Origin of the sequence: Synechococcus sp. BS55D (assembly GCF_004332415.1) — a bacterium.
Classification (GTDB): Bacteria; Cyanobacteriota; Cyanobacteriia; order PCC-6307; family Cyanobiaceae; genus Synechococcus_C.
In genome coordinates this window covers 406,769-425,003 of record NZ_PHQT01000001.1, presented here as the reverse complement: position 1 = coordinate 425,003, position 18,235 = coordinate 406,769, and the positions used below count along the sequence as shown (strand labels likewise).

Genomic DNA, 18,235 nt, shown 5'->3' with positions numbered 1-18,235 from the left:
CTCAGAATCGCGAACGATGGAAGCGCCGCCGCCGGAAGCGGCCCATGGTCTGGGTGGGATGGCCGAAATCGGGCATCAGATCGAGGTGATAGCCGGCCTGGCGGGCCAGGGCCTGCAGCAGCTCCAGCGGGTAGTGATAAGGATCTTGATGGGGATAGGTCGAGAACAGGCGCCCCCACTTGTTGCGGGGATGAGCCGCCAGCCACCGCCGCCCTGGCTCGAGAGCAAAGAACGTGGCATAGAGGACTCCACCCGGCGCCAGTCGGGGCTCGAGCTGCAGCAGGGCTGTGAGGATCGAATTGAGGCTGAGGTGGCTGAAGAGGGAATTGGCGAAGGCGATCTGCACTGGGCGATCCACAGGCCCAAGATCGAATTGATCCGAAGCGAATAAGCGATAGGGGGCCAGCACGGGAATCCCCGCCTCGCGCAGCACCTCTTCCCCGAAAGCAATCGTGTCTGGATTCACGTCCTGCCCGAAATAGAAGCCCTCCTGAAGCAGGGGAATCAGGGCCGAACCGAGGCGCATCGGCCCGCAGCCAAGGTCGAGCACGGTGGACGACGGTGTGAGGCCATGGCGCTGCAGGAAGGCCAGCTGCATCTGCTGGTGCTCCACCCAGATGCGCTGCTGTTGGCGATCGCCGCCCTGGCGCAGATCATCGAGAAACACATCCTGCCGGTAGGGGTTCTCCGCCTGTGTCATCGCCTTGCTCCCGACGGGCTCCAGTGAATGCATCCCATTTTCGCCAACCAGGTGATGCCCAGCCGCAGGCAGTCGTGCCGCTCCAGAGGGAAGGCTTCGAGAAGGGTGCTGCAAGCACAGGGCTGAAGCTGTCGTAAACGCTCCAAAAGCCCCAACACCTCAGGATCTGAGGCGTGGAGATGGCCATGGAACCGGTCGAGACCAGCCGCGGCCTGCAAACGCTCCAGGAGCAGAGGCCAGGGCAGAGCCAGCCGCAACTCGGTTGCGGGTTGCAGGGTGGCGCTGGCAAAGCCGGCGAAATCAGCGAAGGGATCGGCCCGCAGGGGGTGCGGTGCCCTGGGCCCCGCGGCAGCCACGTCAACAGAGGTTGCCGACCGTCGCCGTTCCGCCAGCTCGCTGTAAAGCTGCCGTTGCTCATGGGCAATCACGGGCCAGTCGAAACGTTGCTGCACGGCCAAACGCCCAGCCTCTCCCATGCGCTGGCGCAGGTCTGGATCCTCGGCGAGGCGAGCAATCGCCACCGCCGCAGCCTGGGTGTCGACCGCTACGTGCTGAGCCACGGCCCCCACATAGTCCTGATAGGAGAGCAGGTTGTGGTCATGGAGTGAGGCCAAATCCTGGCCTTGACGGGCTCCAGGGGGCAACAGGGTGGGAATGCGGAAGCCCTCCACCCCGTCATTCACGGTGTAGCGGTAGCCATCCCAGTCGCTCACCACCACCGGCAGGCCGGCAGCCATGGCCTCCACGGGCGCCAGCCCGAAGGTCTCCTGGGGGTTATCGACCAGGGAGAGAAACAGATCCGCCGCCGCCCAGCAGCAGCGCACCACCTGCGGGTTCTTGCCATCCAGAAAGTGCACCGGCACGTCGGGGGCATGGCGCTTGGCGGCCTCCCGGTAGAGGGCGTGATCGGTCTCGCCACCGGGGAACCAGCCGGCCATCGCGAACTGGAGCCGGCGACCGCAGCGCTGGGCGGCCTGCTGCAGGGCAAGGAACATGCCCTGCGGGTAAGCCTTCTCGAAAAACGACAGCCGCCCCAACCAGAGCACCAAAACGTCTTGCTCTGCGAGCCCAAGGTGCTGACGCAGAAACCGACGGCTGCCCTGGTCAGCCCGTTGCTCAAGCAGCTGCCCCTGATCCACCCCCAGGGGGAGCACCGGCAGCTGCGGCCTGGGGCAGCGGCTGCCCCCGAAGCGCTGGAGCAGATGCTCCTGCCAGCGATCGAAAAGCCCCTCCAGGCAACTGCGCACGGCGGGAGAGGTGCAGATCAAGGCATCCCAGGGCTGCACTGGGGCAATCAAGGCTGCGCCCATCAGCTCCCGCACCGTGGGGGGCGCGAGGGTGTGGATCATGCCCACCAGGCTGTAGGCCTGATGACCATGCTGATGGCCGCGGGCCCAGGCCAGCTCGGCCAGATAAGGCTGACCACGCAATAAGGTGCCGGCGGTCACGGCGGCTGTGGTGTCGGTGAGGGCCGAGAGGGAGAGCGTCGCGGAACCACCCAGCTGCGCCTGCAGGGTCGCCAGCGGAGGCTGCTCGGCGCTGAGAAAGGCCACCGACTCAAAGCCGCCGTGCTGCACCAGGGCGGTGTAGAGGCCTCGATTGGCCACATCCTTACCGAAGGGCTGGCCTGGCAAAGCCAAGCCGAGACTTGGGGCATGGATCGCCAGACGCATGCCAGCCCGTTCACGCTGAGCCGATCCTATGAGGGAGTTCACCGGCGACAATGGCGGGCATGAGCAAGCAGAAACGCGCCCTAATCACCGGCATCACCGGCCAGGACGGCAGCTACCTGGCGGAGCTGCTGCTGGAGAAGGGCTATGCCGTGCATGGCATCAAGCGCCGGGCCAGCAGCTTCAACACCACCCGGATCGATCACCTCTACCAAGATCCCCATGAAGTGAACCCTCGCCTGACTCTCCACTACGGCGACCTGAGCGACGGCAGCAACCTGCAGCGGATCATCGAGCAGGTACAGCCCGATGAGATCTACAACCTCGGCGCCCAGAGTCATGTGGCCGTGAGCTTTGAAGCGCCGGAATACACCGCCAACGTGGATGCCCTCGGCACCCTGCGGATTCTTGAGGCGGTGCGCATCTGCGGTCTCACCCAAAAAACTCGCATCTACCAGGCCTCCACCTCCGAGCTCTACGGGCTGGTGCAGGAGATCCCCCAGAAGGAAACCACCCCCTTCCACCCGCGCAGTCCCTACGGGGTGGCCAAGCTCTACGCCTACTGGATCACCGTGAACTACCGGGAGGCCTACGGGATGTATGCCTGCAACGGGATCCTGTTCAACCACGAAAGCCCCAGGCGCGGGGAAACCTTCGTGACCCGCAAGATCAGCCGAGGCCTGGCCCGCATCGATGCTGACCTCGAGCAGTGCCTCTACATGGGCAACCTCGATTCTCTGAGGGACTGGGGCCACGCCCGCGATTACGTGGAGATGCAGTGGCGGATGCTGCAGCAAGACTCACCCGATGATTTCGTGATCGCCACCGGCCGCCAGGAATCCGTGCGACGTTTCATCGAGCTGAGCGCCAGCGCCCTCGGCTGGGGGGGGATCAGCTGGGAAGGCGAAGGGCTCAACGAGCAGGGCCGCCGAGCCGACACCGGCGCCGTGGTGGTGCGGATCGACCCGCGCTATTTCCGGCCGGCGGAAGTTGACACCCTGCTCGGAGATCCAAGCCAGGCCCACGCCAAGCTGGGCTGGACACCCACCACCACACTCGAAGAGCTGGTGAACGAGATGGTCGCCCACGATCAGGAAGAAGCGCGCAAGGAGGCTTACCTGAAGCGCAAGGGCTTTGCTGTGGTGGGACCACGGGAATGAAGAGCAACAGGCGATGGCACTGATCCACACAAGCGATCGTTTTTTTGTGGCCGGTGCGCGCGGCATGGCCGGGAGCGCCATCGTGCGGGCCCTCAAGCGCAGTGGCTATGGCGATCCAGCCCAAGGCGGAGAGCTACTCACCCCGAGCCGGCAGGAGCTGGATCTGCTCGATGATGCAGCCATAGGCAGCTGGATGGAAACGCAGCGCCCGGATGTGGTGGTGCTGGCGGCAGCGACGGTGGGCGGCATCGAAGCCAACCGCAGCCGGCCGGCGGACTTCCTGCTGCAGAACCTGCGGATTGAAACCCAGGTGATCGAAGCGGCCTGGCGCTGCGGAGTGCGCCGGCTGCTGTTTCTCGGTAGCAGCTGCATCTATCCCAAATTCGCCGAGCAGCCCATCCGAGAAGAAGCGCTGCTCACAGGAGCGCTGGAGCCCACCAACGCCTGGTATGCGATCGCCAAGATCGCTGGCATCAAACTCGGGGAGGCACTGCGGCTGCAGCACGGCTTCGATGCGATCAGCCTGATGCCCACCAATCTGTATGGGCCCGGCGACAACTACCACCCCACGGGCAGCCATGTGCTGCCGGCCCTGATCCGGCGTTTCCATGAAGCCAAAAACTCTGGCGCTCCCTCGGTGACCTGCTGGGGCACAGGCACCCCCCTACGCGAATTCCTGCACGCGGATGATCTGGGGGAAGCCTGCGTGTTTGCCCTGGAGCACTGGGATCCCTCTGCGACCGATGCCCCTTTGGATGATCAAGGCGCACCCCTGGCCTTCCTGAATGTGGGCACCGGCGTGGATCTCACAATCCGCGAGCTTGCCGAACAGGTGGCAGCAACGGTGGGCTTTGTGGGAGACATTCACTGGGACACAAGCAAACCCGACGGCACACCCAAAAAGCAGTTAGATGTGAGCCGACTGGCGGCGATGGGCTGGCGGGCCAGGATTCCGCTCAGCGAGGGCTTGCCCCTCGCAAGCCAAGACTTCAGAAATGGCAAAACAGTGCGGGGAATTCGTTTCTAATGGAATTCCTACAACCACAAATGGTGGTGGGATGCTTAACCGACAATTGCCATGCGCTCTACGACACCACTCAACTCGCCTGGATCACAGAGCAACTTGTTCACTACAAAGGAACCCTATGGAGTGAGACAGCACTGATTGACAACCTTTTACGCCAGCAACTGCGAGATCTAACCCAAACCATATCTCGCAACAACAAGAGATCACTGCTGTGCACAGACCAACAAGGCTGCAATTATTACCACTTCTTGATTGATATCCTTCCTAAAATCATTACTCTACACAACCGAGCCAAGGATTCTAATTTTGACTACGAGGAGATTATTTTATCTGATCTTCCTCAATACGGACTCGAACTTTTAGAGCTCAGCAACATCAAACGCTGCACAATCAAAACCGTGAGGCGAATGGGCCCCGGCCATGCCTACACCTTTGCCGCCAACCACCCGCTTCTGCACAAACAGCATCGACCAGCAATATCAGACAAAGAGCGTATTTCATTAATCAAGCAATCCCTCCGAGTCCCTAATCAATGCCGAACAAACCAGAAGCAAAAACCCAAAAGAATCTACATCGAGAGGCGAACTTCCGAAAATCGCTGCAACAATAGGCACGTCCTGCCACAGAGCGCATTCCACCATTTCCTCAAAAATTTTGGGTTTTCTATAATTTATCCAGAAGATCTTTCAGTATCAGAGCAAATTCGAGCCTTCAGATCTGCGGATGTTGTAGCCGGTGTTCACGGAGCAGGCCTTTCCAACCTGATCTGGATGCAAGCGGGTGCAAAGATCATCGAAATCCAACACGAGCGAGGCTCGCACCGCTACTTTGCCAATCTAGCAAAAGCCGCTGGGCTTGACTATCAGACAATTGCACTTGAGGGATATCTCAGCGAGGAGATCGAAAACAAACTCTTTCACCCGGAATTACTGTTCAACCAATGCCCTCTCAAATTTGACCAAAACAGACTCTCCCTACTCGATTGCTAAAGCTATAAATCGTCATGTCTGGCCAATTCTCTCTCCTCCATAACGGGCTCTTTCACTAACAAGCTCACACCACTCCAAATTGCCCAAATACCAGCGCACCGTGGCCTCCAGTCCCTGCTCAAAGCGGTGTCGAGGCTGCCAGCCCAGTTCGCTGATGATGAGGGAGGCATCAATGGCGTAGCGACGGTCATGACCGGGTCGGTCTGTCACCAGGGTGATCAGACGGCCATGGGGAGCACTCTGGGGCCGCAGCTGATCCATTAAGCCGCAGATGGCCTCCACCACCTGGCGGTTGCTGCGCTCACCATCACCGCCCACGCAGTAGCTGGCGCCTAAGCGGCCCCTGGTGGCCGCCAGCAGCAGCGCCTCCACGTGGTCGTCGACATAGAGCCAGTCGCGCACGTTCAGGCCATCGCCATAGAGAGGGATCGGCTCGCCAGCAGCCGCCTTGAGGATCACCACCGGAATCAGCTTCTCGGGAAACTGCCAGGGGCCGTAGTTGTTGCTGCAGTTGGTGAGCACCACCGGCAGGCCGTAGGTGTGATGCCAGGCATTCACGAGATGATCACTGGCGGCCTTGCTGGCGGAATAGGGGCTGCGGGGGTCGTAGGCAGTGGACTCCGAAAACCGACCTGTTGCCCCCAACGAACCGAAGACCTCATCGGTGCTGATGTGATGCAAGCGGAAGCTGCTCTGACGCTCCTGGGGCAGCGCCTCCCAGTGGGCGCGCACCGCCTGAAGCAACGAATACGTTCCCATCACGTTACTAGACAGGAACGCCCCCGGGCCATCAATCGAGCGATCGACATGGCTTTCTGCGGCCAAATGCAGCACAAGGTCGGGATCCGCATGCCTGACTGCCGCGGCCGTGGCCTGCTCATCGGCGAGATCCACCCGCAGCAGCTGGTAGCGACCCTCCGCTGCTGGGCCCAGCTCCTTCAGCACGGCTTCGATGCTGGTGCAATCGCTGGCGTAGCCGCACTTGTCGAGGTTGAACACCTGGGCCGTGCTGCCGTTGAGCAGCCGTCGCACCACAGCCCCACCAATGAAGCCGGCCCCGCCGGTGACCAAAACCCTCTGCGTCATCGGCCCCCGGCCTTGAGAACGGTTTTGATCGTACGGAAGAGAATCACCAGATCCAGCCAGGTGCTGAAGTGCCTCAGGTAGTAGAGGTCATAGGAGAGTTTGAGATCGGAATCCTCGATACTGCTGGCGTAAGGGGCACACACCTGGGCCCAGCCGCTGAGGCCCGGACGCATCCAATGGCGCTTGCGGTAGTGGGGAATATGGCGCTCGAGCTGCTTTTCCAGCTCAGGACGCTCCGGCCTTGGGCCAATCAAGCTCATCTCACCATTGAGCACATTGAGCAACTGGGGCAACTCATCGAGGCGCAGGCGACGCAGCCAGAGACCCACCCGGGTGATGCGTTGATCATCGGGTTGGGTCCAAAGAGCGGGGGCATCGGCCGGCTGCACATGCATGGTGCGCAGCTTGAACACGGTGAAGGGGCGGCCCAACCAGCCGCTGCGCTGCTGGCTGTAAACCACGGGCCCGCGGTCCTCCAGCCAGATCAAGATCGCCGCCAGCGCGATGAACGGAGCCGACACCAGCAGCAAACCGCCGGCTACAAGCAGATCAGCCACCCGCTTGAGCTGAGCCTGCACGCTGAAGGTGGCTGCCCAGGGCAGGTCGTCATAGGCGATGCCGTCGTCGGGCAAGAGGGCGGGCGGCAGCCGCTCCTGCTGCTGCTCGAACAGACGAAGAGGAGACACCAGGCGCACCAACCGCGGATCCTGGGTTTCGAGCTGATCACACAGGGGCTCCCACGCAGGATCCCGCAACATGCGTGGGGCGAGCGCCACCAACAGGGGGCAATCCAACTGGGTTAGCGCCTGCTGAAGCTGCTCAGGCTGCACGGGCTCCAGGCGTTCGCGTTGGGGCACCCGGCGCCAAGCACGCATAACTGCCGCCTGCTCCTGGTCACTCGCAAGCAGCAGCAATCGCGGCCGATCCGCCAACAACACCCCACGGCGCAGACCGATGCGCACCAACAGCGACCAAACCACCAACAGGCTGAGCCAGACGAACTGAACACGCCGATACACCAGCCAAACGTCCTCGCCGGGATTCACCAGCCAGCGGGCGATCGCCACCACCATCAGGGTCACGACGCCAGTGATCAGCAAGCGCTGCAGCAACACCGGCAGGGTGAGCCGCCGCCAGCGCAGCACCGTGTAGCTCCCGAACAACCAGCCCAGGAGTGGGTAGAGCAGCAGGCAAAACAGCAACCAGGCCCCTTGGCCCTCGAGATGGGGGCCGCCGAGCGGAATATCCAGCCAGGACGGGCTGACAACAATCAAGAGCAGGATCAAGAGCTGCCCCAGCCAGTCGAGCAGCAGCGCCCGCAGAATCAAAGTGCGTGGGTTAATGCCCCACATCAGCAATCACCTCCCGCAGGGCGTCGCGCCAGTGCCGAGGCTGCAGCCCGAGATGCTGACGGCTGGAACTGCAATCCAGTAATGAGTAGGGCGGGCGGCGTGCCGGGGTGGGGTAGTCGGCCGTGGTGATTGGCTCCACCGGCGCAGCACACTCCAACACTCCTGCTGCAACGGCCAGTTCGCCAATGGCAACAGCAAAGTCATACCAACTGGCGGCGCCGGCATCACTCCAGTGCAGGACGCCGCCAATCTGCCTCTGGATCACCGCCCAGCAGGCCAGCGCGAGGCCAGCGGTGCTGGTGGGACACCCCACCTGATCGGCCACCACCCGCAACGGTTCGCCACTGACGGCGCGCTGGCCATGCAGGCGCAGCATGGTGAGCAGGAAATTCTTGCCGGCCGGCCCATACACCCAACTGGTACGCAGGATCGTGGCCGATCCCTCAGGGCTACAGCCAAGGATCTGCCTAACCGCCTGCTCAGCGGCGGCCTTGCTGGCCCCATAGACCCCCAAAGGAGCCAGGGGCTGCTCGGGCCGGTAGGGATGGCCCTGCTCGCCGTTGAACACGAAATCGGTGCTGATCTGGAGCAACCGGGCCGAAGGGCAAAGCTCGCTCAGGGCTTCGGCGAAGGCACGGGGGGCGCCGGCATTGACGGCACGGGCCAGCACTGGCTCCGATTCCGCCCGATCCACGGCGGTGTAAGCACCGGCGTTGAGCACCCAATCGGGCCGGTTGGTGGCGATGGCCGCACGGCAGGCCTCGGGATCAGCCAGATCCAGGGGCAGAAGTTCCAGAGCCTGGGCCTGCGCCAGATCCTTGCAACGGGCCGTGGCGATCAACTCCAGCGGCTCGCCATCGATCTGCATGGGCCGCGAAGCGAGCAGGGCCTGGCCAAGCTGACCCGTAGATCCGGTGAGCAGCACCTTCACGCAAACACCTCTCCGGCTGCCTGCAGCTGGGCCAGCTCCGGCGCGGCTGCATCCTTCTCGGCCAGCAGGGGCTGCTCCACACCGGCCTGCTCCAGGGGCCAGGCGATCGCAAGGGCCGGATCGTTCCAACGCAGGGAGCGCTCGCAGCTGCGGTTCCAAAAGCCACTGGCTTTGTATTGCACCTCCGCAGCGGCGCTGAGGGTGAGGAAGCCGTGGGCAAAACCCGCCGGCACCCAGAGCTGCTGGTGATTCTCAGAACTCAGCTCAGCCCCCACCCAGGAGCCATAGGTGGGGGAGCTGCGGCGCAGATCGACGACCACATCAAAGATCGCACCGACGCTGCAACGCACCAACTTGCCCTGGGGTTCGGGGGGGAGCTGAAAGTGAAGGCCGCGCAGCACACCGCCGCTGGATCGGGAGTGATTGTCTTGCCGGAACTGGAGGCTGTCCGCTTCGGCAGCAGGCATCCCGGCGGCGATCAGCTCGCTGCGGAAGCGACGTTCATTCCAGCTCTCATAAAAGAAGCCGCGGTCATCAGCAAACACCTGGGGGCTGAACAGCAGTGGACCCTCCAGCCGCTGGCCGGCACTGGTGCAGAGCTGTTCAGCTGGCATGGGTGATCTCCTTGCTGCGCCCTTCCAGGGTGCGCTGCAGCAGGGCATGGTCGCCGCCGCTCTCCCGCAGCATCTGGAGCAGATAGGCGCCGTAGCCACTCTTGAGCAGGGGCTGGGCCAGGGCCTCGAGCTGCCCGTCGTTGATCCAGCCCTGACGCCAGGCCACCTCCTCCGGGCAGCCCACCTTCAGGCCCTGGCGCTGCTCGAGGGTGCGGATGTAGGCCCCCGCCTCATGGAGCGAATCAAAGGTGCCCGTATCCAGCCAGGCCATCCCGCGGCCCATCAACTCCACCGTGAGCGCCCCCTCCTGCAGATACATCTGATTGAGGCTGGTGATCTCCAGTTCGCCGCGGGCCGACGGCCGCACCTGACGGGCCCGCTCCACCACCGAAGCGTCGTAGAAGTAAAGCCCAGTCACAGCATAGCGACTGCGGGGCTGGGTGGGTTTTTCTTCAATGCTCAAAGCCGTTCCATCCCCATCGAACTCGACCACGCCGTAGCGCTCCGGATCCCGCACCGGATAGGCGAACACGGTGCCGCCATCCAGGCGTCGGCTGGCGGCCTGGAGCTGGGGGATCAGCTCATGGCCATGGAACAAGTTGTCGCCCAGCACCAAAGCAGCAGGGGCGCCACCAAGGAAATCAGCGCCGATCAGAAAGGCCTGGGCAAGACCATCGGGGCTGGGCTGCACGGCATAGGCAATCGTCATCCCCCAGGCACTGCCATCACCGAGCAGTCGCTGAAACGCCGCCTGGTCGTGGGGGGTGGTGATGATCAGCACCTCGCGAATCCCCGCCAGCATCAAGGTGCTGAGCGGGTAATGAATCATCGGCTTGTCATAGACCGGCATCAGCTGCTTGCTCACCGCCGACGTGAGCGGTGCCAAGCGGGTGCCGCTGCCTCCCGCCAGGATGATGCCCTTGCGCGTCATGGCTGCCCTGGCGTCGAATACCGAACCGGCGTCATTTCAGCATGGGCGCTCAGAGCGTGTCCTGCTGGGCCACCCGCGCCAGCCAGGCACGAAAGCCCTGAAGGTCGGCCGCCAGGGCCTCCCACACAGCCGGCAGATCGCGGATCAACAGGGCGATGGGATCAGGCCGCAGTTCATCGGCATCAAGGTCACGCACGAGGTGGCGAAAGCGCAGGTACTCCTGCAACCGCTGTTGCGTGCGTTCCCGCAGCACAGCCGGCCGACTTTCGCTCTCCATAGCCATGCGCTCCAACAGGCGCCGGTGCCAGCCCTCACCGCGCGCCGGCGTGCCGCCATTCACCACCCGGCTCACCAACAGAAGAGATCGCTCCACACCCGTGTAAAAACTGTGGAGCCGCAGCGCTGCGGCTTCAACCACCTCTGATCCATCGGGCAGACGGGGCTCCATCGCCTGAAGACCTTGCACCAGCTTCTGCAGCCTCTGCTCTTCCCTCAGGAGGTCGTCGCGCAGTTCCAGGAGGTCGGACGGGGTCATGACAACGGTTTAAAGCTCCTGGCTGTGGCGCAGCAAACGGGCCAGTAGATCTGGCGGCAGATCTTCGGTGCGCTTGAGATCAACGCTGAGCGGGCCAAGGTGCTCCGCCAGGGCCACCGCCTCCAGCCAACCCTTCGGAGGCAAGCCCTCAATCAACAGATCCAAATCGGAATGATCGCGAAAGCCTGAGGCCAGCACCGAACCGAAGCACCAGATCCGCGTGATCGAGGGCCAGCGCTGCCGCCACAGGGACGCAGCCTCCCGCGCCTGGTCGAGCCCCTGAGCACGACGCTGTTCCAAGCGCTGCCTGTCGGCAGCAAAACGCTGCTGCCAATGGTGCTGGGCATGAACCATCATGGTCTCATTGTGACTGGGGCCATCGGGCTATGCCTTAACCGCCGCGGTGTGGCCGAGTGCCTGCGGCAGTTGTTACCTCTGCAGTGAACGCCCTCACCCCTGCCGAGGCCTATGGCCGCCACGATTTATCTGCACTGGACCGCCACGGGCTACGACTGGATCCGCCCCGGCCACTATCACGTGATCATTGGCGGCGACGGCCGGGTGCACCGGCTGCACGCCACCAGCGTGGATCTGCCGGCCCACACCTGGGCGCGCAACAGCAATGCTGTAGCCCTCTCCTGTGCCTGCATGGGCGGCCAGCCCGACCCGTGGACGCTGCCGCCCACTCCGGCGCAACTCGAAAGCCTCTGCGCTGAAACCGCTGCCATCGCCAGGAGCTGGGGCTGGAGCGCCGAAGACATCACAATCCAGCGGGTGATGACCCACGCCGAAGCCGCCTCCAACAAAGACGGCCGCCTGGTGCACGACAACTACGGGCCGGTGGTGTGGGGCGGCACGGGTGAGCGCTGGGATCTGCTGCAACTGGAGAAGAACGGCCCCCTCGATGGTGGTGAGCAGCTGCGGCGAAGGATCCGGGAGCGTCTCGCTGGCGGCACCAGCGAAACGCTCAGCCCCACCGGTGAGCGCCTCAGCTTCAAGGGCGAAACCACAATCGAAGCCCGCGGGGAAGCGCTGGCCGTGGCGATCGACAGCGAAGGCCGCTCCTGGGCGCTGGCAGCCGATCTACTGGAGCGTTACGGGATCCCCCACGCCTGGGATGCCAACCGGCGCCGGATCCTGATCGGGTCGCTGGATGTGGCACCCACCTACAGGGACGACAGCGTGCAGGCGTCGGTGGGCTGGCCCCTGTTCACGATGACCTTGCAAACCGGCCATGCCCCGGTGATCCTCACCGGCATCGTGCGGCCCTCAGAGGCCGGCGATCGGGCCTGGTGCCGGGTGCTGGAGTTCGCCGAGGAGTTCGGCATCTCCGTTCGCTACGAGCCGTTCACGCTGCTCGAGCGGCGGGGCGGCTGAAGGGCGAGCTGCATACGAGGATGACGGGATGACCCGCTACCGCCTGGTGGACCATGCCCCCGGAGCCCCAGGGCTGCGCTGGCTTGGCCTGGGACCAGACCTGCGGCCCACCCGCGGCCTACTGAAGCTGCGGCGCCTGTTTCAGAAACACGCCTTCTGGGCCCAGGAACGCAGCTTCCGGGAACTGCAACGGATGCTGGCGGGGAGTGATGTGGTGGTCAGCCTCTGGCGGGGCAAACGCCTAGTGGGCTTTGGGAGGGCCACCAGCGACGGCATCCACCGGGCCGTGCTCTGGGATGTGGTGGTGGCTGGTGACCTGCAGGGCCGAGGCCTGGGCCGGCGGGTGGTGGAGGCACTGCTGAGTGCCCCAGCGATCCGCCAGGCGGAACGGGTTTACCTGATGACCACCAACAGCGCCGGCTTCTACCAGCAATTGGGATTTACATCCGCCGAACCCCAGCAATTGCTGGTTCGCAGGCACTGAATCGAAGCAAGCGGATGAAGAGATTCGAACTCTCGACCCTCTCCTTGGCAAGGAGATGCTCTACCACTGAGCTACATCCGCAGGTCGGTCAGGGGGACGTATCCCGTGCGACCTAAAGAGCATGCAACACCGAGGGGCCGTTGGTCAATCGGGTGTGAGGTTGAAGATGCATGCCCGGCTGGCCGATTCGCGAGGATGCCGATCAGGGACGCCGTCGCCACCAACGCATGCAAGCCCCAGTGTGGCTGTTTCAATACGGAGCCTTTCAGCCCCTCTGGCAGCAGCCTGGGCTGCTCCAGGTTGGCCCGCGGCTGACGGACAGCCCCGCCAGCCTGCAGGTGAATGGGCTTGGGGTTGAGCATCTAAACGTGGCCTTAGCGCGGGCTGCGCCAGTGGCCGGGGCCACGTCTTTTGGTGTGTGGCGATCTGCACCATGGCGAGTCGCCCCTGGATGTGCTTGCGGCCTACCTCAAGGCGGAGCCCCATGACGCTGTTTTGCTAAGCTTTAATCCTGCCTTGCTCGCGGCGGTGCGCCAACGCCTGAGCATTTCGGTGCGCTCTCCGCCGAGCACGCCCTGGTGCTCAACGTGCCCCTCAACCACGACCTCAACCATCGTTTTGGTTTGACTAAGCCAAGACTGGCTAGCTACGCAATATCCTCCAATTTAACGTTGGCCTAAGGTAGCTTTGCAGCCAAACGGCATCTATTAACGATGTCGAGCTACACGTGATTTTTTAACAAGCATAGGGGCATCAGCCGGAGATTCACATGCGTTGGCGTCTGTACCTTGAGAATTTAGAGGCGGCCGACCAAACTGGAGTCAGAGAGATACGTTGGATGTCAAGTGGCTCTAACGAATCCACTGGTGCGTATAAAAACCAAACGCGATAATCTGTCAAGTCTTTAGAGCCTGGAAACACATCCTGCGCCGCCCAAGTCAAAGCATCCCGCCACCTCTAAGAGGTCACTCTCAAAGATCTAACTTGCCATAAAACCTCCAATCCTTTAATGGTGCATGTATTTATATGTCAGTTCTAGTTATTGCTTTGGACCAAAGGCTGTGTGTCCAATTGTAATTGATTTATGAATCCTCATGCGACGACCTCTATTTAGTTTCAATATAACAATTTCCAATTTGAAGCAGACAGAATTCTGCAATTAGGCCCATGGCAGTACCAATTTTTGCTACTTATTGAAAGTATTGCTTGTCATTTGGTGATAATTGATTGCAGCTCGAGCGCTAGTTTGCGACCTGACCACCTTATTCTGATAGCTTGGCCCACAGTTGGAGATTCACTGTTGTTTCGTTGTACTGCCTTATCATTAGGATAGAATATGCCAATTGCAGCAGGCGACTTTTTATTGTCGAACACAATTTCTACTTCTAAGCCCTCCACTCCGCAAGTGCCATGAAAATCGGAATAGTTCACTGCTTTAACCTGGGTAGCAAATTTTTGTCAGAACTAAACAGACACGGCTATGAAGTTGTGTTCATATCACTCCCTGAATTCGCAAGTCATACGTTGTGCCAGAGCACCCTAAACAGACTCTACCCAGACTGCGTACTCTTTAATATTGATACTTACAACTACACAACTGATTTATCCGTGAATGAGCCAGTTAGCAATAAATATGATCTTTCCGAATTCCTCGAAATAGAGCACATTGCATTATTCCAGTCTTTCAGGTTGTCTGGGCTTTCTCATTTAAGTGTTATTGACAGACTTTCTCATATACGCTGTTTAATACATAAATGTTTTGCTCTTTTAGAGAAGAGTTGCATTAATGCTTTGATTTTCGGAGGCAACCCGCACTCACTGGCTGATTTTATCCTTGCTCGAATTACATCCAGAGTTGGTATTTCATGCTACACTTTACAGGACTTTCCAGTAGCACCATTGCGGTCTTTTGTATATGATATAAAACAGTCTGCTCTACCTATACCAAACTGCCTGGCATCCGACAACTTTAATCATTCCCAAATTAAGAGTTATGCAAAATCTCTGTCCCAGTATTTTGAAAAGACTGGCCGACTGAAATTTATAGGTTCAAATGCTGCCAGCCGTGAGTTATCTCCAAGCGTGACCTCTTGCAGCGCATTTTATGCAAATCAGGAATCAGGCTTGTCAATTTATGACCAGATAATAAATAGATATCCTACTGATACGGTCGAATACGAGTTTTGCTTTTCATATTACTCAAAAATCTCCGCCCTTTCTCGCGTTCATGACTTTAATCACTCGCTAAAGGACACCGTTGCACTTTTCCTCCATGTAGAACCAGAAGCTGCTGTTAATCCTGGTGCTGGGTTGCTTATTAGCCAATTAGAAATCATTCGGTTACTACGCACAAGGCTTCCATACAGCATAAACCTATTAGTAAAAGAACATCCTTCTATGTTTGTAACACCATTGCAAAAGGGTAGCGACAGCCACAAGGTCTATCGCTCTAGCATGTTTTTTAATGCAATTAGCTCCATGCCCGGCGTCTACTGGCTTAATCCAGAAACCAGAAATTCTCAAATATTTTCTAACTGTCTGGCTGCAGTATCTTGCGGAGGCACAACAGCATTTGAGTCCTTTGTCAACTGCTGTCCTATTGCAGTTACAGGTTACAGCCCACTATCTACTCTACCTGAGGTGTTTGAACTTAACAACTTAACCTCTGCTACATCAAAGTTTTGGAATGTTGAAGAGATGCGCACCATTCGGAAGAAACTCTCTTCTCTCTCGATTACTGAAAGATTCGAAAGGATGCTTAGTACATCTGTGCCTGGACATCCAAATGGACCAATGATGCTCTGCTATCACCCTACTGATGTTGAGTTAGAGACTTCCCAAGAAATGCTCGTGAGATCGATCGTTAAACTACTAAGTCCATCATAGTCATAACTACTTTCGTTGCCAAACAGCACAATATAAAGGTCTGCTATTCATGCCCGTGACTATGCAAGGGAGACTCTAGCTAACTGGCAGAATACCGTGAAACTCACAGTTTCTTGGGTATCAAGCATGGGGTCGATACAGGCGTGGTTCCTTACTCACCTCAATATTGCTTCTTTGAGAGAGATAGCTTATCAGATGGGTACCCAATCGGTCACCACATGCATCATACATTCCTGGTCTCAAAGCATGAATCCCTATTAAGACTACTATTATACTAGTGACTCAATGTGTTTAAGCTGGTAAACTAACTTATTCTTGAGATTAACTTTGCCCACTTTATCAAATCGTGATTAGTAGCTCACGCCTGTTTGCAGATGACACAGTCATAAAGAATAATTATGTATTCTGATGGTATTACGGGGGGGGGTTCGAGGTAACAGACAATAGTGGTCATATAATTCCCAGCTGATACAACCTACTTTATGTGCATGTATTTCATCTAGATTTTATGGGTAGATCGATTCATTGGGAAGTACTTGGGTTTTACTCTAACCCCCTATTTCTTGACCGGCGGCTGTTTCCCTAGACTCCCTGAGGGATTGGTTCCTGTCTGTGACCTCGTTCTTGTTTGCCCAACTACTGTACTCTTCACAAAAAGCAGGCTAAGGCAGTGTGGTGTCAATTAAACTTCTTGAAATATGCATGGGATCACATTAGCTTCATCTTTCTTGTCTTTGAGTTCTGGAAACACTAAAGGTTGTTTAGCCGGTTAGTTCTTCTGCTAGTATTGCTATGTCTCATCAGTCGTTTGCGCGGCACTTCGTGGCAAGTGATACTGTAAAGAGCCTTTCGAGGATACTTGCCTAATCAACTACTTAACCTCAAAAGAACTTCCTATGATCTCTCATATTGCGCTGCGGCCCCTTCTGTCCGTGCAGAACTCACTTGAGGTCGCAACGTACATCGAGTCTCTTCATGCCCAAGGTTTGCTTGATATTGAGAAGCCTGGGAATAAATATCAACTGATGTCAAGCTCAAAGAACGGCACCGTAATCTTTGACTTACCCATTCTAAGGGACCTTTGCAGGCGCCTTGAGTCCAAAGCGTTCTTGCAGTCGCTTCTCCTACCACTGATAAATCAGTATTTATCCACCCATTATTCAGAATCTAAGCCTAAGAAGGGTATCGTTCTTCTTAGTCCCTTTGATCAACGAAACTCTCAGGACTATTTTCTCCCTCAATCTTATTCGCCTACATGTTCTTGTTCTATTCGCAAAGAACATGATTGGACTGATACCTTCCGGGATCTCGAGTATCTAGAACTTGTCCCCACTATCCAGCTATCACTTCTTGAGCCAGGCTCGTTTATTGTTCCACACACAGATGTCCGCAGCAAGGTTGCTACGATCATGGTCTATTTACCCCGTGATGAGCATCAGATTGGCGACCAACAACTTTCTACCACCTTTTATTTTAGGCCTGACCATGAAGAGATGCTGAATATGATGAAGAGATCTCCAACAGAAGAGCACCGGACGATGTCAACATATTTTGGCCATGGTTCCTCTTACTTATTCTTTAGGTCTGATTCAAGTTGGCATTCAGTCTCAATACCACAGACAAGTCGTGCCCCTCGCCTTTCAATAAATATCAATTTTAATCTTCCTCCAATCAGAAGTTAACCTGACTGCACCTACCCTAGCCATAGTAAGTAAATCCCAGTTTAAATAGACGCATAAGCCTGCATCCTGGCGAACTATGCAATAACGTACCAACCTTTTCTCTATCCACCATCTTAACTTGTTTAGAAATATACTTTATATCTTCCAGACATCTTTAGCCAGTACTTTCCTAGTGCAGAATGTAATAAGCTTAAGTCACAGGCCTCTTGCTAGCTTAATAGCATCGCGTGCACCTTCTAGCAGGATGAAGTCGACTGGTTTTAGTTGTCCTCTACGCTTTTATCGTGCTTCAATTCTGGATTGACAGTTGTTTCTTGATAGATGATCGTGCAATGTAACTGCTTCGAAAAAATAAATATTAGCCCCTTCGCAGGTGTATATTGTAATAAATCCTTATTGCTTTTAGCAGACTGTATTTCTTCTTCTGTAACATTATTTGCGGATCGCACCAGGCCATAAGGTAGTATAAACCTAATGCTAGTGATGTCTATTTAGCAGGCTGTTCACTAAAGAAATCTACGCTTATAATTCACCGGCGTCGATGAACAAGGTCAACCAGATGATATGGAACATGTAAATAAGCTACGGTTGACGACGGTTGCTTGAAGAAAAGCCAGTGAGTGCAGCCCCTGCGTAAAGACTAATACCGTATCAAAGCCAGCATGTTGTCGCTCTTGAGTGGACCGCAAGGTTAAACTCACTTTCTTAATCACTGAACTTCTCAAGCTAACATTGTCAGCTTGAGAAGGTTGTTGACTACGAAGCTCTTAGTGAAGACCGAGAGTGATCGATGCCATATAGATTTAAGAGT

The 18,235-nt window shown here is 57.9% G+C and carries 16 protein-coding genes and 1 tRNA gene; 7 read left to right on the top strand and 10 right to left on the bottom strand.

The window, feature by feature from the left end; genetic code table 11:
* Position 1: 1 nt before the first annotated feature.
* Positions 2-700 (bottom strand): class I SAM-dependent methyltransferase, encoded by a 699-nt coding sequence (locus CWE16_RS02085; RefSeq protein WP_131592536.1) that lies wholly within the window; start codon positions 698-700, stop codon positions 2-4.
* Positions 697-2,373: a glycosyltransferase family 4 protein gene (locus CWE16_RS02080; RefSeq protein WP_131592534.1), complete on the bottom strand. Its 1,677-nt coding sequence runs from the start codon at positions 2,371-2,373 to the stop codon at positions 697-699. The genes CWE16_RS02085 and CWE16_RS02080 overlap by 4 nt, the downstream gene beginning before the upstream one ends.
* Positions 2,374-2,432: 59 nt before the next feature.
* Between CWE16_RS02080 and gmd the strand changes: the two genes are divergently transcribed.
* The 3 genes from gmd to CWE16_RS02065 are packed head-to-tail and all read left to right on the top strand — an operon-like array spanning position 2,433 to position 5,546.
* Complete coding sequence (gmd, locus tag CWE16_RS02075) at positions 2,433-3,530, top strand: GDP-mannose 4,6-dehydratase (protein WP_443081595.1); 1,098 nt, start codon at positions 2,433-2,435, stop codon at positions 3,528-3,530.
* A 13-nt stretch (positions 3,531-3,543) separates the two neighbouring features.
* Positions 3,544-4,557, top strand: coding sequence for a GDP-L-fucose synthase family protein (locus tag CWE16_RS02070; RefSeq protein ID WP_131592531.1), 1,014 nt, complete (start codon positions 3,544-3,546; stop codon positions 4,555-4,557).
* A 20-nt stretch (positions 4,558-4,577) separates the two neighbouring features.
* On the top strand, positions 4,578-5,546 hold the full coding sequence (locus CWE16_RS02065) for a glycosyltransferase family 61 protein (protein WP_236629509.1): 969 nt from the start codon (positions 4,578-4,580) through the stop codon (positions 5,544-5,546).
* 12 nt (positions 5,547-5,558) lie between these two features.
* Here the strand turns inward: CWE16_RS02065 and rfbB are convergent, their stop codons facing one another.
* The 7 genes from rfbB to CWE16_RS02030 are packed head-to-tail and all read right to left on the bottom strand — an operon-like array spanning position 5,559 to position 11,349.
* A complete protein-coding gene (gene rfbB / locus CWE16_RS02060) occupies positions 5,559-6,632 on the bottom strand; it encodes a dTDP-glucose 4,6-dehydratase (RefSeq protein WP_131592527.1) in 1,074 nt (357 codons plus the stop codon).
* A complete protein-coding gene (locus CWE16_RS02055) occupies positions 6,629-7,984 on the bottom strand; it encodes a sugar transferase (RefSeq protein WP_131592525.1) in 1,356 nt (451 codons plus the stop codon). Before CWE16_RS02055 ends, rfbB begins: the two co-directional genes overlap by 4 nt.
* Complete coding sequence (gene rfbD / locus CWE16_RS02050; RefSeq protein WP_131592523.1) at positions 7,971-8,915, bottom strand: dTDP-4-dehydrorhamnose reductase; 945 nt, start codon at positions 8,913-8,915, stop codon at positions 7,971-7,973. Before rfbD ends, CWE16_RS02055 begins: the two co-directional genes overlap by 14 nt.
* A complete protein-coding gene (gene rfbC / locus CWE16_RS02045; protein WP_131592521.1) occupies positions 8,912-9,529 on the bottom strand; it encodes a dTDP-4-dehydrorhamnose 3,5-epimerase in 618 nt (205 codons plus the stop codon). Before rfbC ends, rfbD begins: the two co-directional genes overlap by 4 nt.
* Positions 9,519-10,460: a glucose-1-phosphate thymidylyltransferase RfbA gene (gene rfbA, locus CWE16_RS02040; protein WP_131592519.1), complete on the bottom strand. Its 942-nt coding sequence runs from the start codon at positions 10,458-10,460 to the stop codon at positions 9,519-9,521. Before rfbA ends, rfbC begins: the two co-directional genes overlap by 11 nt.
* A 49-nt stretch (positions 10,461-10,509) precedes the next feature.
* Positions 10,510-10,995 (bottom strand): hypothetical protein, encoded by a 486-nt coding sequence (locus tag CWE16_RS02035; RefSeq protein ID WP_131592517.1) that lies wholly within the window; start codon positions 10,993-10,995, stop codon positions 10,510-10,512.
* Positions 10,996-11,004: 9 nt separating this feature from the next.
* Entirely contained in the window at positions 11,005-11,349 is a 345-nt protein-coding gene (locus tag CWE16_RS02030) for a nucleotidyltransferase family protein (RefSeq protein ID WP_161567560.1), read from the bottom strand.
* Positions 11,350-11,463: 114 nt separating this feature from the next.
* Here CWE16_RS02030 and CWE16_RS02025 point away from each other — a divergent pair, with 114 nt between their 5' ends.
* Positions 11,464-12,372, top strand: coding sequence for an N-acetylmuramoyl-L-alanine amidase (locus CWE16_RS02025; RefSeq protein ID WP_131592513.1), 909 nt, complete (start codon positions 11,464-11,466; stop codon positions 12,370-12,372).
* Between the two features lie 28 nt (positions 12,373-12,400).
* Complete coding sequence (locus tag CWE16_RS02020; RefSeq protein ID WP_131592511.1) at positions 12,401-12,856, top strand: GNAT family N-acetyltransferase; 456 nt, start codon at positions 12,401-12,403, stop codon at positions 12,854-12,856.
* A gap of 9 nt (positions 12,857-12,865) precedes the next feature.
* On the opposite strand, the gene CWE16_RS02015 is transcribed toward CWE16_RS02020, so the two are convergent.
* Positions 12,866-12,937, bottom strand: a tRNA-Gly gene (locus tag CWE16_RS02015).
* Between the two features lie 89 nt (positions 12,938-13,026).
* Here CWE16_RS02015 and CWE16_RS02010 point away from each other — a divergent pair.
* Both CWE16_RS02010 and CWE16_RS02005 read left to right on the top strand, forming a co-directional pair.
* Positions 13,027-13,344, top strand: coding sequence for a hypothetical protein (locus CWE16_RS02010; RefSeq protein ID WP_131592509.1), 318 nt, complete (start codon positions 13,027-13,029; stop codon positions 13,342-13,344).
* A gap of 1,120 nt (positions 13,345-14,464) precedes the next feature.
* A complete protein-coding gene (locus tag CWE16_RS02005) occupies positions 14,465-15,742 on the top strand; it encodes a hypothetical protein (protein WP_131592507.1) in 1,278 nt (425 codons plus the stop codon).
* The last annotated feature ends 2,493 nt before the right edge of the window (positions 15,743-18,235 follow it).